The organism is Gulosibacter sp. GYB002 (assembly GCF_036577665.1).
GTDB lineage: Bacteria > Actinomycetota > Actinomycetes > Actinomycetales > Microbacteriaceae > Gulosibacter > Gulosibacter hominis.
This window is the reverse complement of record NZ_JARBDD010000005.1, coordinates 107,170-123,999: the sequence shown is the minus strand read 5'-3', so window position 1 is coordinate 123,999 and position 16,830 is coordinate 107,170. Positions and strand designations below refer to the sequence as shown.

14 protein-coding genes and 1 CRISPR repeat array (1 of these 15 only partly in view) are annotated in these 16,830 nt (G+C 62.9%); of the genes, 13 read left to right on the top strand and 1 reads right to left on the bottom strand.

Annotation, left to right across the window (positions count from 1 at the left end):
- The first annotated feature begins 3 nt into the window (after positions 1 to 3).
- From PV375_RS04280 to PV375_RS04240, 9 genes are all read left to right on the top strand, one after another.
- A complete protein-coding gene (locus PV375_RS04280; RefSeq protein ID WP_332106278.1) occupies positions 4 to 1,047 on the top strand; it encodes an ABC transporter permease in 1,044 nt (347 codons plus the stop codon).
- Positions 1,044 to 1,955 carry an ABC transporter permease gene (locus PV375_RS04275; RefSeq protein WP_201517863.1) on the top strand — a complete coding sequence of 304 codons (912 nt, stop codon included), beginning with the start codon at positions 1,044 to 1,046 and terminating at the stop codon, positions 1,953 to 1,955. The genes PV375_RS04280 and PV375_RS04275 overlap by 4 nt, the downstream gene beginning before the upstream one ends.
- Positions 1,955 to 3,625 carry an ABC transporter ATP-binding protein gene (locus PV375_RS04270; RefSeq protein ID WP_332106277.1) on the top strand — a complete coding sequence of 557 codons (1,671 nt, stop codon included), beginning with the start codon at positions 1,955 to 1,957 and terminating at the stop codon, positions 3,623 to 3,625. The genes PV375_RS04275 and PV375_RS04270 overlap by 1 nt, the downstream gene beginning before the upstream one ends.
- The gene (locus PV375_RS04265) at positions 3,622 to 4,467 is read left to right on the top strand and encodes a serine hydrolase (protein WP_332106276.1); all 846 of its coding nucleotides are present in this window, start codon (positions 3,622 to 3,624) and stop codon (positions 4,465 to 4,467) included. The genes PV375_RS04270 and PV375_RS04265 overlap by 4 nt, the downstream gene beginning before the upstream one ends.
- A complete protein-coding gene (locus PV375_RS04260; protein ID WP_332106275.1) occupies positions 4,460 to 6,511 on the top strand; it encodes a D-alanyl-D-alanine carboxypeptidase in 2,052 nt (683 codons plus the stop codon). Before PV375_RS04265 ends, PV375_RS04260 begins: the two co-directional genes overlap by 8 nt.
- A 65-nt stretch (positions 6,512 to 6,576) precedes the next feature.
- The gene (locus PV375_RS04255) at positions 6,577 to 6,810 is read left to right on the top strand and encodes a hypothetical protein (RefSeq protein WP_332106273.1); all 234 of its coding nucleotides are present in this window, start codon (positions 6,577 to 6,579) and stop codon (positions 6,808 to 6,810) included.
- Positions 6,811 to 6,845: 35 nt separating this feature from the next.
- On the top strand, positions 6,846 to 8,501 hold the full coding sequence (locus tag PV375_RS04250; RefSeq protein ID WP_332106272.1) for a cytochrome c biogenesis protein DipZ: 1,656 nt from the start codon (positions 6,846 to 6,848) through the stop codon (positions 8,499 to 8,501).
- A 16-nt stretch (positions 8,502 to 8,517) separates the two neighbouring features.
- Positions 8,518 to 9,201: a response regulator transcription factor gene (locus PV375_RS04245; protein ID WP_332106271.1), complete on the top strand. Its 684-nt coding sequence runs from the start codon at positions 8,518 to 8,520 to the stop codon at positions 9,199 to 9,201.
- Entirely contained in the window at positions 9,198 to 10,178 is a 981-nt protein-coding gene (locus tag PV375_RS04240; RefSeq protein ID WP_332106270.1) for a sensor histidine kinase, read from the top strand. Before PV375_RS04245 ends, PV375_RS04240 begins: the two co-directional genes overlap by 4 nt.
- A gap of 122 nt (positions 10,179 to 10,300) precedes the next feature.
- On the opposite strand, the gene PV375_RS04235 is transcribed toward PV375_RS04240, so the two are convergent.
- On the bottom strand, positions 10,301 to 11,236 hold the full coding sequence (locus PV375_RS04235; RefSeq protein ID WP_332106269.1) for a restriction endonuclease: 936 nt from the start codon (positions 11,234 to 11,236) through the stop codon (positions 10,301 to 10,303).
- A gap of 1,078 nt (positions 11,237 to 12,314) precedes the next feature.
- Between PV375_RS04235 and PV375_RS04230 the strand changes: the two genes are divergently transcribed.
- The 4 genes from PV375_RS04230 to PV375_RS04215 all read left to right on the top strand — a co-directional run bounded on the left by PV375_RS04230 (position 12,315) and on the right by PV375_RS04215 (position 14,460).
- Positions 12,315 to 12,674, top strand: a complete 360-nt coding sequence (locus PV375_RS04230) for a hypothetical protein (protein ID WP_332106268.1) — start codon at positions 12,315 to 12,317, stop codon at positions 12,672 to 12,674.
- Positions 12,675 to 13,091: 417 nt separating this feature from the next.
- On the top strand, positions 13,092 to 13,292 hold the full coding sequence (locus tag PV375_RS04225; protein ID WP_332106267.1) for a hypothetical protein: 201 nt from the start codon (positions 13,092 to 13,094) through the stop codon (positions 13,290 to 13,292).
- On the top strand, positions 13,289 to 14,113 hold the full coding sequence (locus tag PV375_RS04220) for a Fic/DOC family protein (RefSeq protein WP_332106266.1): 825 nt from the start codon (positions 13,289 to 13,291) through the stop codon (positions 14,111 to 14,113). The genes PV375_RS04225 and PV375_RS04220 overlap by 4 nt, the downstream gene beginning before the upstream one ends.
- Positions 14,110 to 14,460: a hypothetical protein gene (locus PV375_RS04215; protein ID WP_332106265.1), complete on the top strand. Its 351-nt coding sequence runs from the start codon at positions 14,110 to 14,112 to the stop codon at positions 14,458 to 14,460. Before PV375_RS04220 ends, PV375_RS04215 begins: the two co-directional genes overlap by 4 nt.
- 196 nt (positions 14,461 to 14,656) lie before the next feature.
- Positions 14,657 to 16,830: a CRISPR direct-repeat array (repeat unit 28 nt; unit sequence GGCTCATCCCCGCTTACGCGGGGCGCAC) (it continues 1,574 nt past the right edge of the window).

Genomic DNA, 16,830 nt, shown 5'->3' with positions numbered 1-16,830 from the left:
ACCATGACGAACTCAGTACCACCGTCAACATCCGCGATCCAAACCTCCGCCGACGCGGAGGAACCGCAGCGCGACTCGTCGTTCTGGCGCTATTTGGCGACCAAGCTCGGCGGTGCGGCGATCAGCCTGGTGATGGTTGTGCTGCTCGGGTTCTTCGCGTTCAAACTGCTCCCGGGCGATCCAGTCGCCAAGATCGCCCGGGAACGGCCGATGAGCCCCGAACAAATTGCGAGCCTGCGCGCCCAATACGGGCTCGACAAGCCGCTATGGGAACAGTTCATCAAGTTCATCGGTGATGTTTTCACCCTGAACTTCGGTGAGAGCTATGTGTATAAGCGCTCCGTTGCTGAACTCATCGGTGAGTTTTTCTGGCCCACCATCCTGTTGACCGGCACCGCCGCCATCGTCGCCATCACGCTCGGCCTCTGGCTCGGGCAGCGGGCTGCGTGGCGACACGGGAAGCTGTTCGACCGCATCGCCAGCGGCGTATCGCTCGTGTTCTGGTCGGTGCCCACCTTCTGGTTGGGTCTGCTGCTGCTGATGTTTTTCGGCGGCACCCTCCACTGGTTCCCCACCGGCGGGATGCGCTCGGCTAATGCGCCAACCGATCCGCTCGGAGCGGTTGGGGATGTGGTGGCACACCTCGTACTACCGGTGATCACGATGGTGGCGGTGGTGTTTGCGCAGTATTTGATGGTGATGCGCTCATCGCTCATCGAAGAAATGCACGCCGACTATCTCACCACCGCGCGCGCTAAGGGGCTTCGCGAAGACCTCGTGCGCGAACGTCACGCGGTGCCGAACGCGCTGCTGCCAACGGTGACGCTCGTGTTTATGCATATCGGTGGCCTGATCGCCGGTGCCGTCACCGTCGAAACGGTGTTTTCGTGGCCGGGCCTCGGCAAACTCACCTTCGAGGCGATTAAGGGCCCCGATCTGCCGCTCTTGCAGGGCAGCTTCGTCGTGTTCTCAACCATCATCATCGTCATGAACCTGCTGGCCGATCTCGCCTATCGCCAGCTCGACCCGAGAGTGAGGCGCGCATGACCACCGCGACTGCCACACGCACACCGGCACAGTTTGCTCGTGCCCGTCGCTGGAAAGCATTCCGGCAGTTTTGCAGTGACTTCGCCACCTATCGGGCCGGGATGGTGGGGCTCATCTTCCTGGTCGTGGTGGGCATCATCGCGATTCTCGCGCCGGTGATCGCCCCATCCTGGATGCTCGATGTCACCAAAATCGGTGACCCGGATCGATTCGCTCCACCATCGGCTGAGCACCTGTTCGGCACTGACAACCAGGGCCGTGAGCTGTGGGTGCGCATGGTGTGGGGTGCTCAATCGTCACTGCTGGTGGGTCTTGCCGCCACCGGAATGTCGATGGTCATCGGCACCATCGTGGGTATGGCGGCCGGGCATTTCACCGGCTGGGTGGGTGGCCTGCTGATGCGCGTCATCGACTTCTTTCTGGTGCTGCCGTCGCTGATTCTGGCCATCGTGCTGTCGAGTGTGCTCGAGCGCGGCACCCTCACCATCATCATTGCGATCGGGCTCACCTCGTGGGCGGGTACGGCGCGCGTGGTGCGGGCCCAAACCCTCACCGTTGAGTCGCGCGACTATATCCGGCGTTCGCGGGTGCTGGGTGCCGGGCACTGGCATCTGCTGACTAAGCACGTGTTGCCGGGCGTGATGCCGCTGGTGCTGGCAAATACGACGCTGATGGTTGGTTCGGCGATCATCGCCGAGTCGACGCTCGCGTTCTTGGGGCTCGGTGATCCGCTCACGCAGTCGTGGGGCACCGTGCTGAAAAACGCGACGGATGCTTCCAGTGCCTCGAACGGTTATTGGTGGTACATCCTCATCCCGGGTCTGGCGATTTTGTTTGTGGTGCTCGCCTTCACCCTCATTGGCCGCGCGGTTGAAAACATTCTGAACCCGACTCTGAGGAAGCGATAATGGCCGATCTGAAATTTGAGGATGTATCGATCATCTACCGCACCTCGGGCCGGAATGATCGTGGTGAGGTACACGCGGTTAAAAACGTCAGCCTCGACGTGCCGGCGGGTTCGACGCTCGGTATTGCGGGCGAGTCGGGTTCGGGTAAGTCGACGCTGGTGATGAGCGTGTTGCGGCTGCTGCCAAAATCGTCGAAACTCACCGGCCGGGTGCTGCTTGATAACACCGATGTGGCCGAGCTGAGTTTCGGTGAGTTGCGCGCGGTGCGCTGGACTTCGGCGTCGATCATTTTTCAGGGGGCGATGCACTCGCTCAACCCGGTGCGCACGGTGGGTCAGCAAATTATTGAGGCGCTCGAGCTGCACGTGACCGACGAGTGGAAAACCGAGGCGGCGCGCAAGGAGCGTGTTGTCGAGCTGCTCGGCAACGTTGATTTGCCGGCCGAAAAAGCGAACGTGTATCCGCACGAGCTTTCGGGTGGGCAGCGCCAGCGCGTGATGATCGCGATGGCCCTCGCCTGTAATCCCGAGATCATCATTGCTGATGAGCCCACCACCGCGCTCGACGTGATCGTGCAGGAGCAAATCTTGACGATGATTTCGCAGCTCGTGGTGGAGCGCGGAATTTCGCTGGTGATGATCAGCCATGACCTGTCGGTGTTGGCCACCGCGTGTGATCGCATCGCGGTGATGCGCAATGGCGAACTCATCGAGGTGGGCCCGGCGGGGCAGATTTGCCACGCTCCCCGCGCGCCCTACACGCAGAAGCTCGCGCACGCATTCCCCACTATCGGCGACCCGGCTTCGCGGATGCGGCCGGTGAGTCGCCACGAGCGCAGCGACGAGGATGCGCAGGATCGGGCGGGGGTTCCCGACGATGCACCGGTGCTGTTGGATGCGCGCCGGGTGAGCGTCACCTACCGCACCGGCGGCCGAAAAGTGCCGGCCATCCGCGAGGTTGACCTGCAGATTCGACGCGGTGAGATCGTGGCGCTGGTGGGGCAGTCGGGCTCGGGTAAAACCACCCTGGCCAACACTCTGATCGGTCTGCAAGAACCCGATCCGGGCGCAGAAATCCTGTTTGATGGCACCCCGATTCCCACAAAGCCAGCGCAGCTGCGCGAGTTTCACAAGCGCGTGCAGCTGGTGTTTCAAGACCCGTCGGCGGCGCTCAACCCGAAGTTGACCGTCTATGAGTCGGTTGCCGAGGGATTGCGAGTGCAGCGATACGACGGTGATGAAGAGCAGCGGGTGCGCCAGAGTCTGATCGAGGCCGAGCTCACTCCGCCCGAAGACTTCTTCGGTGCGATTCCGCAGGAGCTTTCGGGTGGCCAGCGCCAGCGCGTGGTGATCGCCGGTGCGCTCGCCCTACAACCCGAGCTGCTGATTGCCGATGAGCCGGTGGCGTCGCTGGATGCATCGGTGCGCGGCGAAATCCTCGGCCTGCTGCTTTCACTGCGCCGGCAGCTGGGGCTCGCGGCGCTGGTGATCACCCACGATCTTGGGCTGGCGTGGAATATTGCCGATTCGGTGGCTGTGATGCACCGCGGTCAGCTCGTCGAGTATGGCCCCACCGAGGCAGTGCTGCTGAACCCGCAGCACAGCTACACAAAGACACTGTTGGCGGCAGCCCCGAGCATCGGTGATGTGAAGCCAGAACCGCAGCAATGAGCATCGTATTACCGCAGCTTCCAGAGCCGATCGAGTGGGGCATCCGTATCACCACCCTCGAGGGGGAGGTGCTTGCCGAGCACGAACCGCACCGGGTGAGCAAAACCGCCAGCGTCGGCAAGGTGTTTGTGCTCATTGAACTCGCGCGGCAGATCAGCGACGGTGCGGTGGCTGCGGATGCACTGATCGACCTGTCAAAAACGCTCTATGTTGCCGACTCGGGCCTTGCCTACCGGTTCACGAATCCCTCGATTGCCGTTGCGGATGCGGCGCTGCTGGTGGGCACGATGAGCGACAACCTGGCGACGAACGCGCTCATCGATGTGTGCGGGCTCGAGCGGGTGCGGGCGATCGCCGAGGAGCTCGGCTATACCCAGACCGCGCAGCTCGACTACATCCGCGATGATCGTGGCCTCGAGCATCCCTGGACCCCTTCATATGGCACCGCTGCAGAACTTGCGGATGTGATGCGGCGGCTCGCCCTTGGCGAGGTGCTGTCGCCAGAAATTTCGAGGCAGGTGCTCGACTGGCTCGCATCGGGCGCTGACACCTCGATGGTTGCCGATGCGCTGCTGCTCGACCCGCTCGCGCATGTTGACCCCGAATATCAATCGATGGTGCTGCGCCACAAAACCGGCACGATCGCCGAGGCGCGCATCGATGTTGGTGTGTTGCGGGGGCCGAAACGTTCGGTGGCCTACGCGGTGGCCGCCAACTGGCCCGAAGAGCTGCCCGATCAGCGCGCGCTGGCGCTGGATGTGATGCGCGAAATTGGTGAGCAAATTCGCCACTATGTGACCGATCTTGACCGTGACGACCCCGGAGAAAACCCCAGTGATTGATTTCCCCACCGATGATGGTTGCCGCTGGTCGGTGCTGGTGCGCGATATCGACAGCGAGCAGGTGCTGTTGCAGCACAGTCCCGAACGGGTGCTCAGCACCGCCAGCATCGGCAAGCTTTTTTTGCTGCACCGCATCCTGACTGAGGTGGATGCCGGCACGCGGTCGCTGGACGAGCTGGTGACGCGCCTGCCGAGCGATGTGATTGGCGGCTCGGGGCTGTGGCAAAAACTGCAACAGGATGCGCTGTCGATCTATGATCTGGCGGCGCTCGTGGGTGCGGTGAGCGATAACGACGCCACGAACGCGCTGCTGCGCGTGGTGGGGATCGACGCGGTGCGTGAGCACGCCCGCGAACTTGGCTATCAGCATTCCCGCCTGAACGACGCGATTCGCTGGCCAATTCCGCCCGGCCACCCGTCGCGGCTGTCGGAGGCGAACGCGAGCGAAATGGTTGATTTTGTGTCGCGCCTGCAGCTCGACCGGGATCTTTCGCCAGGCAGCGGCGATATTTTCCGCAAGTGGCTCGGTGCCAGTGCCGATATGTCGATGGTGGCGTCGGTGTTTGATTTCGATGGCCTCGACCACGATTGTTTCGACGGCGGCGTTTGGCTGTGGAACAAAACCGGCACCATCTCGACCGTGCGAGCCGATGTGGGTGTGGCGATGGGACGAAGCAGACGTGTGGCTTATGCGGTGCTCGCCGAGTGGGATGCGGGCGCGGATGCCCGCGGACCGGTGCTTGAAACGATGGCCGAGGTGGGCCAGCTGATCGGTGAGGCGATTGGCTGGCAGGATCCGCGACCGAAACGCTCGGCGGCTCGTGCCGCGGCGGTGCCGGCGGTGGCATCGGTCTCGGCATCGGTTTCGGCGGCGGATGCGCGCGCTGCGATTGCAGCGGCCGCAAACGATGCCGCGCTGCGCGATGTGCGCTATCTGGTGCTTGACGGTGACAGCGGCGCGCCCTTGCTGGAGCGGTCGCCAGATGAGCCGAGCCCGTCGGCGAGCGTAATGAAAACGGTTACCGGCACCCTCGCGCTGGCGAATCTGGGTGCCGACCACCGCATCCCCACTCGCGTGGTGCGCGCCGGCGATACTGAGGCGGTACTGATCGGTGGCGGTGATGTGACGCTCTCGCGCACCGCAACGGGTGAGCCAACGTTTTATCCGCATCCGGCCCATTTGGATGCATTGGCCGATCAGCTGCGCACGAATATGCCCGGGCTCAAACGGTTGCTGCTTGACGATGAGCTATTTGCCGCATCCCAGTGGCACCCCACATGGGACCCGGCGGGCCGATCGCCCGAAAACTACATCCCCTTTATTGGCGCGCTACAGGTGGACGGTGACCGTGATGATCCGCTCATGGATGACAGCGCGCGCAGCGAAAACCCCGTGGGGCGGGTGGCGGCAGGGCTTGGCGCGCTGCTGGGGGATGTGGATATTGCCCGGGGGAGTGCTCCGGAAGGTGCGGGAGACGAAGTGGCCCGGGTCCAGTCGGCGCCGATGACCGAGCTGGTGCGTGAAATGCTGCGCAGCTCCGACAACGCGCTCGCGGAAGCGCTCGTGCGGTTGGTGGCAATTGCGCGCGGTGGCGATGCCTCGTGGGACTCGTTGCAGCGCGAGATACGGGCCGCGGTTGCAGATCTTGGTCTGGATGCATCCGGTTGCGAATTCGTGGACGGCTCGGGGCTGAGCGAGGATAACCGGTTGACCCCGCGTTTTGTGGCCGAACTGCTGCGGCGCGGCTATCTCGGTGAAGAACCGTTTGCGTCGCTGGTGCCGCTGTTGACGGTCTCGAGCCAGACCATGTCGCCGGCGCGGTTTACCGGGGCGAACCGCGTGGTTGGTAACTCGGTGCGCGCGAAAACGGGATTTATTAACTCGGTGCATTCCCTCGCCGGCATCGTGACAACTCGGGGTCAGCGCAACCTCGTGTTTGCAGTGTTTGCGTGTGATCTGGACACACCGGTAGACCGTGAAGCTCGACTCGCCGTCGACCGCCTGGTGACGGCGCTGCATCTGCACGGTGACGCACTCGAGTAGTGCCGTCACACTTTCGTAAGAATTTTCGCTGTCGCCGATAATTATTCGCCGGCCAGGCTAGGAGCATGAAGAAAAAAATGCTCCTGGCCCTGTCAACCGCCGCTACCGCTGCCCTGCTGCTCACCGGATGTGGTGGTGACAGTGCCGAAGACAAAATGGCACCCAAAACCGAAGACGGCATGATGACCGAAGACTCGATGATGACTGAAGATTCGATGTCGAAGGAAGACGGCATGATGACCGACGATTCGATGTCGCACGATCACGATTCGATGATGACCGAAGACGCCGGTAACTAGTTCTGATCCGTTTCGTGTAGTTCATTTCTATTCTCATGTTTATTGCCGTACTCTCGCTGCTCGCCGGCGCGCTCTCGGTGCTCGCACCCTGTGTGCTCCCATTTCTGCCCGTGATCGTCGGCGGCAGCGTGAGTGCGACCGAGTCAAAGCGCCGGCCGTATCTCATCGCCGCCGGGCTTGTTGTTTCGCTGCTGCTGTTTACGCTGCTGCTCAAAACCACCACCGCATTCATTGGTATCGACCCGCGCGTGTGGTCGATCGCATCCGGTGTGTTGGTGATCGCACTTGGTTGCAGCATGCTGTTTCCCGGAGCCTGGTCGTGGATCGAAAGTCGACTGCGGCTGGGTGAACGTTCAAACAAACTGCTCGATAAAGCGGGTGACCATGAGGGCGTGGCCGGTCCGCTATTGATCGGTGCCGCGCTCGGCCCGGTGTTTTCAAGTTGCAGCCCCACCTATGCTTGGGTGATTGCAACGGTGCTGCCAGCACAGCCGCTGGCTGCATCCGTATATTTGGCTGCCTATTGCATCGGGATGGCGGCGATGCTGCTGGCGATCTCGCTGCTGGGCCGCGAACTGGTGAAAAAGCTCGGGTGGGCGGCGAATCCGCGCGGCTGGTTCCAGCGTGTAGTTGCCGTGATGTTCATCATCGTGGGGCTTGCGGTGAGCACCGGCGTTGACCGGCAGGCGCAGGCGTGGATCGCCGAGCGTGTCCCCGGACTCACCGCTGTTGAAGAGGCGCTGCTTCCCGAAGCCGAGTCGCGGCAGGCCACAGATGGTCAGCCGGTTGCGGCTCCTGAACTCACCGGTATTAGTGAGTGGATTAATTCGGATCCGGTGACGCTCAAGCAGTTGCGCGGGCAGGTGGTGTTGGTTGATTTTTGGACCTACAGCTGCATTAATTGCATCCGCACCCAGCCCTATTTGAACTCGTGGTATGACCGCTATCACGATGATGGGTTTGAAATTATTGGTGTGCACGCGCCCGAGTTCGCTTTTGAGCGGGTGCCCGAGAACGTTGAAAAAGCGGTTCGTGACGCCGATATTAAATATCCGGTGGCGCTCGACAATGATTTCGCCACCTGGAACGCCTACCAGAACCGGTATTGGCCGGCGAAATACCTGATTGACCAGGACGGCAACATTGTGTGGTCGCACTTTGGCGAGGGTGGCTACGATGAGGCCGAGCAACGCATCCGTGAACTCGTGGGCGCGCAAGGTGACCGCGCCGACGCGGTTGCCGGCGAACAGGGCGCCCGGCAGCGCTCACCCGAAACCTATCTCGGTGCTTCGCGAGCCAGCGGGTTTATTGGTTCGGGGCGCTACGAAACCGGGGAGCGCGAGTTCACCGCTGCCGCACCCGAGAACATTGGGGTGTCGCAGTGGACGCTCGGCGGTAAGTGGCGGGTTGAGGGTGAGTCGATCACCGCGCTCAGTGATGGCGCCACTCTGTCGTACCGATTTACTGGCCAGCAAATGTTTTTGGTGATGCAGGCCGATGGTGGGGCCGAGGTGCGGGTTGAGGTTGAGGGCCGCAGGCCGCCCGGCGGTGCCGATGTGATGGACGGTGTGGCCAAGGTGTCGGATGCGCGACTATACCGGCTAGTGAAGTTTGAGCAGTCGGAGCAGGGTCTGCTGGTGACACTGACTTTTCCGAAGGGTGTGACGGCAAATGCGTTCACCTTCGGGTGATGCGTATGATCTGGGGGTGTCTCGCATCCTCGTCGCCGATGATGACACCACTGTGCGTGCCGTCGTCGCGGATTATCTTGCCGCCGCCGGACATGAGTCGGTGGTGCGTGGGGATGGTCCGGGTGTGCTTGAGCGGGTGCTCGCGGGTGGTATCGACCTGGTGGTGCTCGATTTGATGATGCCGGGCATGGATGGGCTTGAGGTGCTGCGCCGGATGCGCGCGGCTGAGCTCGATATTCCGGTGATTATTTTGACGGCGAAGGATGGCGAATCAGACCGCATCCTGGGGCTTGAACTGGGTGCTGATGACTATTTGACCAAGCCGTTCAGCCCGCGCGAGCTGGTGTTGCGCATCGAGGCGATTTTGCGGCGTGGCACTGGGCGCGCGGTCGAACGTGAAGTGCTGCAGGATGGTGATTTGACGATTGACCCGGTGGCTCGAAAAGCGTTTCGTGGCGGGCGCGAGCTGGATTTGACGCTGCGCGAATTTGATTTGCTGGCGTATTTTTTGGCGCATCCAAACCAGGTGCTCTCGCGTGATGATCTGCTGGCTGCAGTGTGGGGTTGGCAGATTGGGGATGCTTCGACGGTGACCGTGCATGTGCGGCGGCTGCGGGGGAAGCTTGAGGCCGACCCGGCGCATCCGACGCGGCTGGTGACCGTGTGGGGGCGCGGGTATCGCTGGGAGGCGCGCGCATGATCGAGCCGGTGCTGTGGGCGGTTGGCGCGACGATTGCGGTGGGCATTTTGGGGATGCTCGTGACGATTGCGGTGGCGCGGCGGTCGCTGCGCTGGGCGGCGGTGCTGGGGCCGATTACGGTGCTGCTGGCCGTTGCGGCGGGGATGCTGGTGGGTGTCGACCAGATGCTGGTCGACGCGCAGGTGCCGATGGTGATGCTGTTGGCGACGGCGCCGGTTGCGCTCGCGGTGGGTGTGGTGATTTCGATGAGCACGCAGCGGCGGGCGGCCGAGTCGGCGAGTGCGCTTGAGCGGGAGCGTTCGGCGCGTGAGCTGGAGCGGGGGCGTCGTGAGCTGATGGCGGGAATGTCGCATGATTTGCGCACGCCGCTTGCGGGGATTCGGGCGATGGCCGAGGCGCTGGAAGACGGGATCGTGGCCGACCCGCAGGAGTATTACCGGGCGATTGCGGCTGAGGCGCAGCGCACGTCTGGAATTGTGGATGATTTGTTGGCGCTCACCCGGTTGAGTAGCGGGTCGGCAGAGTCGGTGGCCGAACCGGTTTCGGTGGGGGATGCGCTGTCGGATTTGGTTGCGCATCTCGCGCCGCTCGCCAAGCAGCGGGATGTGCGGGTGACGGGCAGTGTTGACGGTGCCGTTGAGGTTGTGGGGGATGCGGGTTTGATTTCGCGGGCCCTACAAAATGTGCTGGTGAACGCGATCGCGTACACGAAACCGGGGACGACGGTGCGGGCGCGTGCGTTTGTGGCGGATGGTCGCGCCGTGGTTGAGGTGCGTGATGGCTGTGGTGGGTTGCGTGATGAGGAATTGGCGCGAGTGTTTGATACCGGTTGGCGAGGGGATGCGGCGCGCACCCCGGGTGCGCTCGCGGGCACCGGACTCGGCCTGCCGATTGTGCAGATGGTGATGGAGCTGCACGGCGGTGCCGTGACGGTAGAAAACGCCGGGGATGGGTGTTTGGTGCGGTTGGGGTTTTAGGTGGGGTTTGATGCCGGTGGGGTTTGATGCTGGTGTTGGGTGACGCTGGCCGGGGCAAACCCTAACCCCGCAACCACTCCCGCAGGTCGTGCGCCACCGACATCGCGGTGAAGCCGCTGGTGCTAAACAACATCGTCTTCGAAGAAGTCATCGTCGATTTCGTACAGCGTGTAGCTTTGCGCCATATGGACGGCGACACCGTAGGTGAGCATCAAGTTGGTCAGCTTGATGCCGTCAATGAGGATGATTCGGCCGTGACGGTAACGATCCGCCGTGCGTACAGCGCTAGGCAGGAATGAGGAGGTTGTGAAAAACACCCCGAGATTGGCTCCCTGTGCGTCGAGGGAGCCAATGAAGTTGCGGATTTCTGGGTCGCCGACCTTGTTTGTGTCGGCGTAACGCTTGGCCTGGATATAAACGTTCGTCAATCCGAGGGCGTCTTGGCGTATTACGCCGTCAATCCCGCCGTCGCCCGAACGGCCTACGTGCTGTTTTTCGCCGTGCGTACCGCCGTACCCCATAGCCCACAAAAGGTCGATGACCGCCTTCTCAAAGAATTCTGGCGAGGCCTGCTGCAGGCGTTTGCGAAGCGTGGTCTCTGTCTGGGCATTGAAAGAGCGTTCAGCCAAGCTCATTAACTCAACCGGGTTGCTGCCTTCCTCATAGTCGACGTCGGGCTCGTTCGGTGTCGAGTGTTTCCGCGCTGCGATTTCCTCTTGGTATGCCCGCCACGAGGGCCACTCGTGCATGTCTTTCTCGCTGTACTCCGTTAGGCGACGGGAGGCCACGGTGCGCCCGTCATCAGTGATGCGATAGTGACCGCGTTTGGGGCGCGTCAGCAGTTCTGCCTGAAACAATCCAGAGCACGCCCAAGCGATACGGTTTACGTAGCGCCGTTGCCCGGATGGGACGGTTTCGGCACGAACCTCATCGCTCAGGCCCATGTGATCGGCCACGAGTTGGCACACTTGCTGGAGGGGGTATTCTTGGCCATCGCTGAGAACCTGCAGCACCACCGGTCGAAACTGGTCGATAGTTGGCGTGTTGTCGGTGCTCATCGGCATCCCCGCTCTTCTATTGGGTGCGAATTCCTGCGGCAAACCTTACCGAATTTCGAGACTCGTTGTTCCACTCATTCGTCCTTGCTGCGGGTACTGCTGCCGGTTGCGCGTGACTCCTGCAACTCAGAATTCGTGCACAAGATATGCCGGCATTCGTCGGTAGCAGTGGTCGCTTCACCGAGCTAGGGATGTTGCTGATTGTGCAGATGGTGATGGAACACCACGGTGGTGCTGCGACGGTTGCAAACGCCGGGGATGGGTGTTTGGTGCGGTTGGAGTTTTAATCTGTTGGCGTGACTTTAACCGCGGATCAGATGCTCGTGTAGCGCCGATGCTCTCTTCGAGAGAGTATGGCTCATGCCCGTTTATGTGGCTAACGGGGCGCTCAAAAACGGTGAGCTGCGCCAGTGGTGGCTCATGACCTCGAGACTCTTTCTGTCGGTAACCACGTACCTCTGAGTAATTTCCTCGGGAATTCTCACTCGCATTTTGCGGAAAGTTGCAAACCTGACCAGAGTGAGCGCCGTTTTCTCCGTGAGATTCGAACTATTGGTGAGTGCCAATTCAACGCACTCAAATATTCGACTGATGAAGGAGAAAAATGGCCGTCTTCAAACCTCTGCAGAAGTGGTCTGACTGGGCTTTTGGTGTGAGTCTCGCACTCATTGCGGTTACCGTGGGGTGTCTCGTAGCGGCGAAGGATTCCGGCGCGACACGTGCGGCAATAGGCTGGTGGGCAGCTGCTGTGCTTGCTTGTGTGGCGTTGATGTGGTGGCTGGCATTTCGCCTGGGGCTACTGCTTCAGCGCAGCTAACCCCGCAACCACTCCCGCAGGTCTCGCGCCACCGACATCGCGGTGAAGCCGCTGGTGCGCGGGTTGGTGGGCTCATCCCCGCTTACGCAGGGCGCACTGGTGATCGACGTGAGCGCCGATGACGCGGCCCGATCTGATTGCACGCGTCGCCAAAGCGAGAGGGTGCGGTGAGCGCGGTCGGGGGCCGCGAGGAGCTGCCGCCTCATCGCTGCGCGATGAGTTGCCTACGGGTGGGGTTGGGTTCGTTTCGGGGTGGTGGCGGTGGTGGTCACGCAGGTGCGCATCGGGCGGCTACGTGCCCACCAGGGCGGCTCGGGCGGCTCGGAAATCAGCTCGTCCTCGTCGTCGGGGGCGTTTCCGTCTCGGGCCGTGCGGGAGTGGCGCAGTGAAGAGCGCGAGTTGAGTTGGGTCGGGTCGTTGTTCGCGCTCAGCCTTCGTCTGGTGCATCCAGGCAAGCTCGGCTTGCCACCAGGCCCACAGCTCTCGCTCGGTCGCGTATGCTGCGGCGCGGGTAGTCAGCAGGCCAGCAGTTCCGCGTATCTCGGCAACCTGGTCACGTCGATCTTCGTCAGCTCGTCGCCAACCATCACGGGTACCTTCGAGGAGACCGACAGCGGCTAGCTCATGCAAGATTGCGTGCAGCTCGCGGGCATCGGTACCGGTACGCCAGCTCAGCTCATCGAGTGTGGCGGGGGTAGTGGTGCAGCGCGCGTAGACGTTGCCAGCGTGGAAACCTAATGCAGCAGGAGTGAATGCATCGTGCGTAGCAGCGGTGGTGCGGTCGCGCAGGCAAAGCAGGCTTGACCAAGCTCAACCAATCAGTTGCCCACTGGGCACACTAATACGTGCTAAGGGGTATGGCAGCCCATTAACGGTCGTTTCTGCACCGCCGACCCGGCGTGGCCATGATCCGGCAGTTTGTGCCCGAGGTGTCGGTTCATAAGTCTGGTGCAAAACTGTAGCGGTGCAAAACTGAACCTCGATCGTTTTTGTACCGCCCGATAGAATAGGCCGTAACGTCAACGAAGGAGGGGTGCTATGGCTGAGCCACAGGTAGAGCTGCATGCAGTGTCGGACGATGTCGAGCGCACGCTTGATTTTGTACATGGCGCGCTCGGGGCCGCCGGGCATGCACTTGCCGACCCGGTGTCGGTTGACCTCTTGGAGCGTTACGTGCGCGGCGAGATCAGTGAAGCTGAGTATGACCGCGCCGCAATGGAGCACGTTCTGCACTCATGAGCGCACAGCAGTTCGGTGCCTGGGATGACTACTTCATCCCAGGCACTGATGTTCTGCGCAACAAGTTCACGTCGCCGAGTCAGCCGTTCGGCGTGACCAGTCACTCGCTCCTGCATCTACTCGAAACCAGGTTCGTGGCCAAGCGTCTCGCACAGATTGCGAGGAAGCCGTTACTGGGGAACTTCGATTACCCGCACATGCAGGCGATCCACCGCTATCTGTTTCAAGACGTTTATGAGTGGGCGGGGGAGCCGCGGCGCGGCCCCGAGACTGCGATGGTGAAGCAAGGGCCGAACGTGCTTGATCCCACCGACCCGCGGCCGCGCCTGTATGCCTATTATCCGGGCAATGACGAGATGAATCGGGCGGCGGAAGCGCGCTATGCCGAGCTGGCGAGTGACAACTACTTGCGCGGTCTGGAGCGTGGCCCGTTCGTGGAGCGGTTGGCTGAACATTGGGGTGAGCTGAACGTGATTCACACGTTCAGAGAGGGCAATACGCGGTCGCAGTTTGTGTTCTTTTCTCAGCTGGTTGAGGAAGCTGGCTATCACCTGGACGGCCGCCGGTTCGCCGAGGTCGGCCCCGAGGCCCAGCGCGAACTCATCCGCGCAGGCCGGCCAAACTTGCGTGATGCGTTCGTGAACGCACGTTTTTATAGTCAAGCTACTGGCCGCAATGATCGGTTGGCGCAGGTGCTTGATGACGCGTTACAGGTGCAGCCGCGCGCGTTACGAGCGCAGCTGGATCAGCTGACAGACCGACGTCGCGGGCCAGAGTCTGGTCGCCGTCCTGGACCCCCGAGTAGGAGGCCCACAGGATGACCGATTACCGGGGCCGGCACGCAGCACCCGGCCCTGATGGGGACGGCACGACGGTTCGCCTTGACCAGGTGGGCACGGCCGATGACACGGTGTTTCCGCGCGATGTTACGCGGTATCCCGAGCGCTACGGAGGCACGCACGCTCACGGCAACGCGCAAGTTGCCGATGCACGCGCCAACCCCGACGCGATGGTGACTGTATGGCGTGCTGTTCCCGATGGAGTGGACACGATTAACCCTGGCGATTGGGTAGCGATTTCCCGTGATTACGCCGCGCAGCATGGCGCGTCGGAGCGCGCACCGCGCATCCTGGAAGCGCAGGTGCCGGCCCGCGAGTTGTTGGAGTGAAGGACTGCTGAACGAGTGGGGATACCAGGGTCAGTACCCGGTGATCGGGTGCGGGCTTGGCGGTCGGGAAGAGCCGGCACCGAAGGTGACGGCAGACGGCCTAGCGGCGCAGCTCGATGGAGCTGCACGCGCGCGTGCAGCGACCCCGAGCGCGCCAGCGCTCGACCGTTCAAAGGGGGTGCAGCGGTGAGTTGTGGGCTCATCCCCGCTTACGCGGGGCGCACAGCGAGCAGTGCGCGCCAACGCGCGCAGAACGGGGCGCATCCCCGCTTACGCGGGGCGCACCAGGTCTTGTCCGGTGTTCATGCCGCGGCCTCGGGCTCATCCCCGCTTACGCGGGGCGCACGACACTTATGAACAGGTTGCGCAACTCGGACAGGGCTCATCCCCGCTTACGCGGGGCGCACATCCGTGACGTTGAGGAAGACCCGATGGTGCAGGGCTCATCCCCGCTTACGCGGGGCGCACACTGCAGGCGGGGCGCTCGCGTTCGTGACGCTAGGCTCATCCCCGCTTACGCGGGGCGCACCTTAAACTCGCCCACAATCAACCCGTCAGGGCAGGCTCATCCCCGCTTACGCGGGGCGCACGCGCCGGAAGGTATCGCCCCAAAAAACCCGGTGGGCTCATCCCCGCTTACGCGGGGCGCACTCGACCATGACCGGCAGAACTGCTACCTGCCCGGGCTCATCCCCGCTTACGCGGGGCGCACACGAGCAGCTAATAGATGACGACACCTCAACGGGGCTCATCCCCGCTTACGCGGGGCGCACCGCTGCCCCCGCAGTGACACGGCAATGTTCGCGGGCTCATCCCCGCTTACGCGGGGCGCACTGATGGCCCGATGATGCGTTGCAGGGATCGGGGGGCTCATCCCCGCTTACGCGGGGCGCACGACTCCTACGGTGACGTGATCAGGAAGGGTGCGGGCTCATCCCCGCTTACGCGGGGCGCACGGCGCCCGCACCCGCACCACCACGGATCGAGCGGGCTCATCCCCGCTTACGCGGGGCGCACTGGTCATCACCCGGTGCACTGATCCCCCAGCCCGGCTCATCCCCGCTTACGCGGGGCGCACTCCAAGCTCGAGGCCGGAAAACACGCGCACCCAGGCTCATCCCCGCTTACGCGGGGCGCACAGGTCGACGGGCTCGTAGCCGGCGATGTCTCCGGGCTCATCCCCGCTTACGCGGGGCGCACGGGGTGATTGACGCTACCGTGATCGACGCGCCGGGCTCATCCCCGCTTACGCGGGGCGCACCAGGATTAGAGCCACCATGGCGTACGACGGCAAGGCTCATCCCCGCTTACGCGGGGCGCACGCGATCCTCTACACCCCAACCGAGCTGTGGAAGGGCTCATCCCCGCTTACGCGGGGGCACGCCACCGATAATGCGGCGGCGGGTGGTGGCCTGGGCTCATCCCCGCTTACGCGGGGCGCACTCAGGCGACTATGCCTCAGCGGCTACTGACGTGGGCTCATCCCCGCTTACGCGGGGCGCACGATTTCGCCGCAAGCGACGCAATTGCCTGGTCAGGCTCATCCCCGCTTACGCGGGGCGCACAACTGGCCGGGTCGGATCGGCCCCATTTCGTGGGGCTCATCCCCGCTTACGCGGGGCGCACACGGCCAGCGGCCCCAAACCCAGCCCCGAAACGGGCTCATCCCCGCTTACGCGGGGCGCACTTCACTTGTCATTCTTTGTGTAATGGTTAAGCGGGCTCATCCCCGCTTACGCGGGGCGCACCGCCGGTCGAACCTGGTGAGAATCAGTAGCCGGGGCTCATCCCCGCTTACGCGGGGCGCACCTGCAAACGTGACTATTGCAGACCTCGCAGCAGGGCTCATCCCCGCTTACGCGGGGCGCACCGCTGTAGCTCCTTCACCAGCGAATCAGCGACGGGCTCATCCCCGCTTACGCGGGGCGCACGGCGAGATCACCGCTGTTACCGCGTCGATGCCGGGCTCATCCCCGCTTACGCGGGGCGCACAAGAGACCGGTGATGAGGGCGACTACAAGGTCGGGCTCATCCCCGCTTACGCGGGGCGCACGACCGCCCCATACTCGTACGTCACCGTGACTGGGGCTCATCCCCGCTTACGCGGGGCGCACACCAGAAAGCTCACCCCCGTTTGCCACGAATTAGGCTCATCCCCGCTTACGCGGGGCGCACGGTTTTAGTGATGGCACTGTGATCGGTGCTGGGGGCTCATCCCCGCTTACGCGGGGCGCACGTCGATTAGGTAACCCGGATCATCCGCGATCACGGCTCATCCCCGCTTACGCGGGGCGCACGGTGCTACCCGCGCAACTAGTAGGCGTTCGTGGGGCTCATCCCCGCTTACGCGGGGCGCACTACGGATCTGGC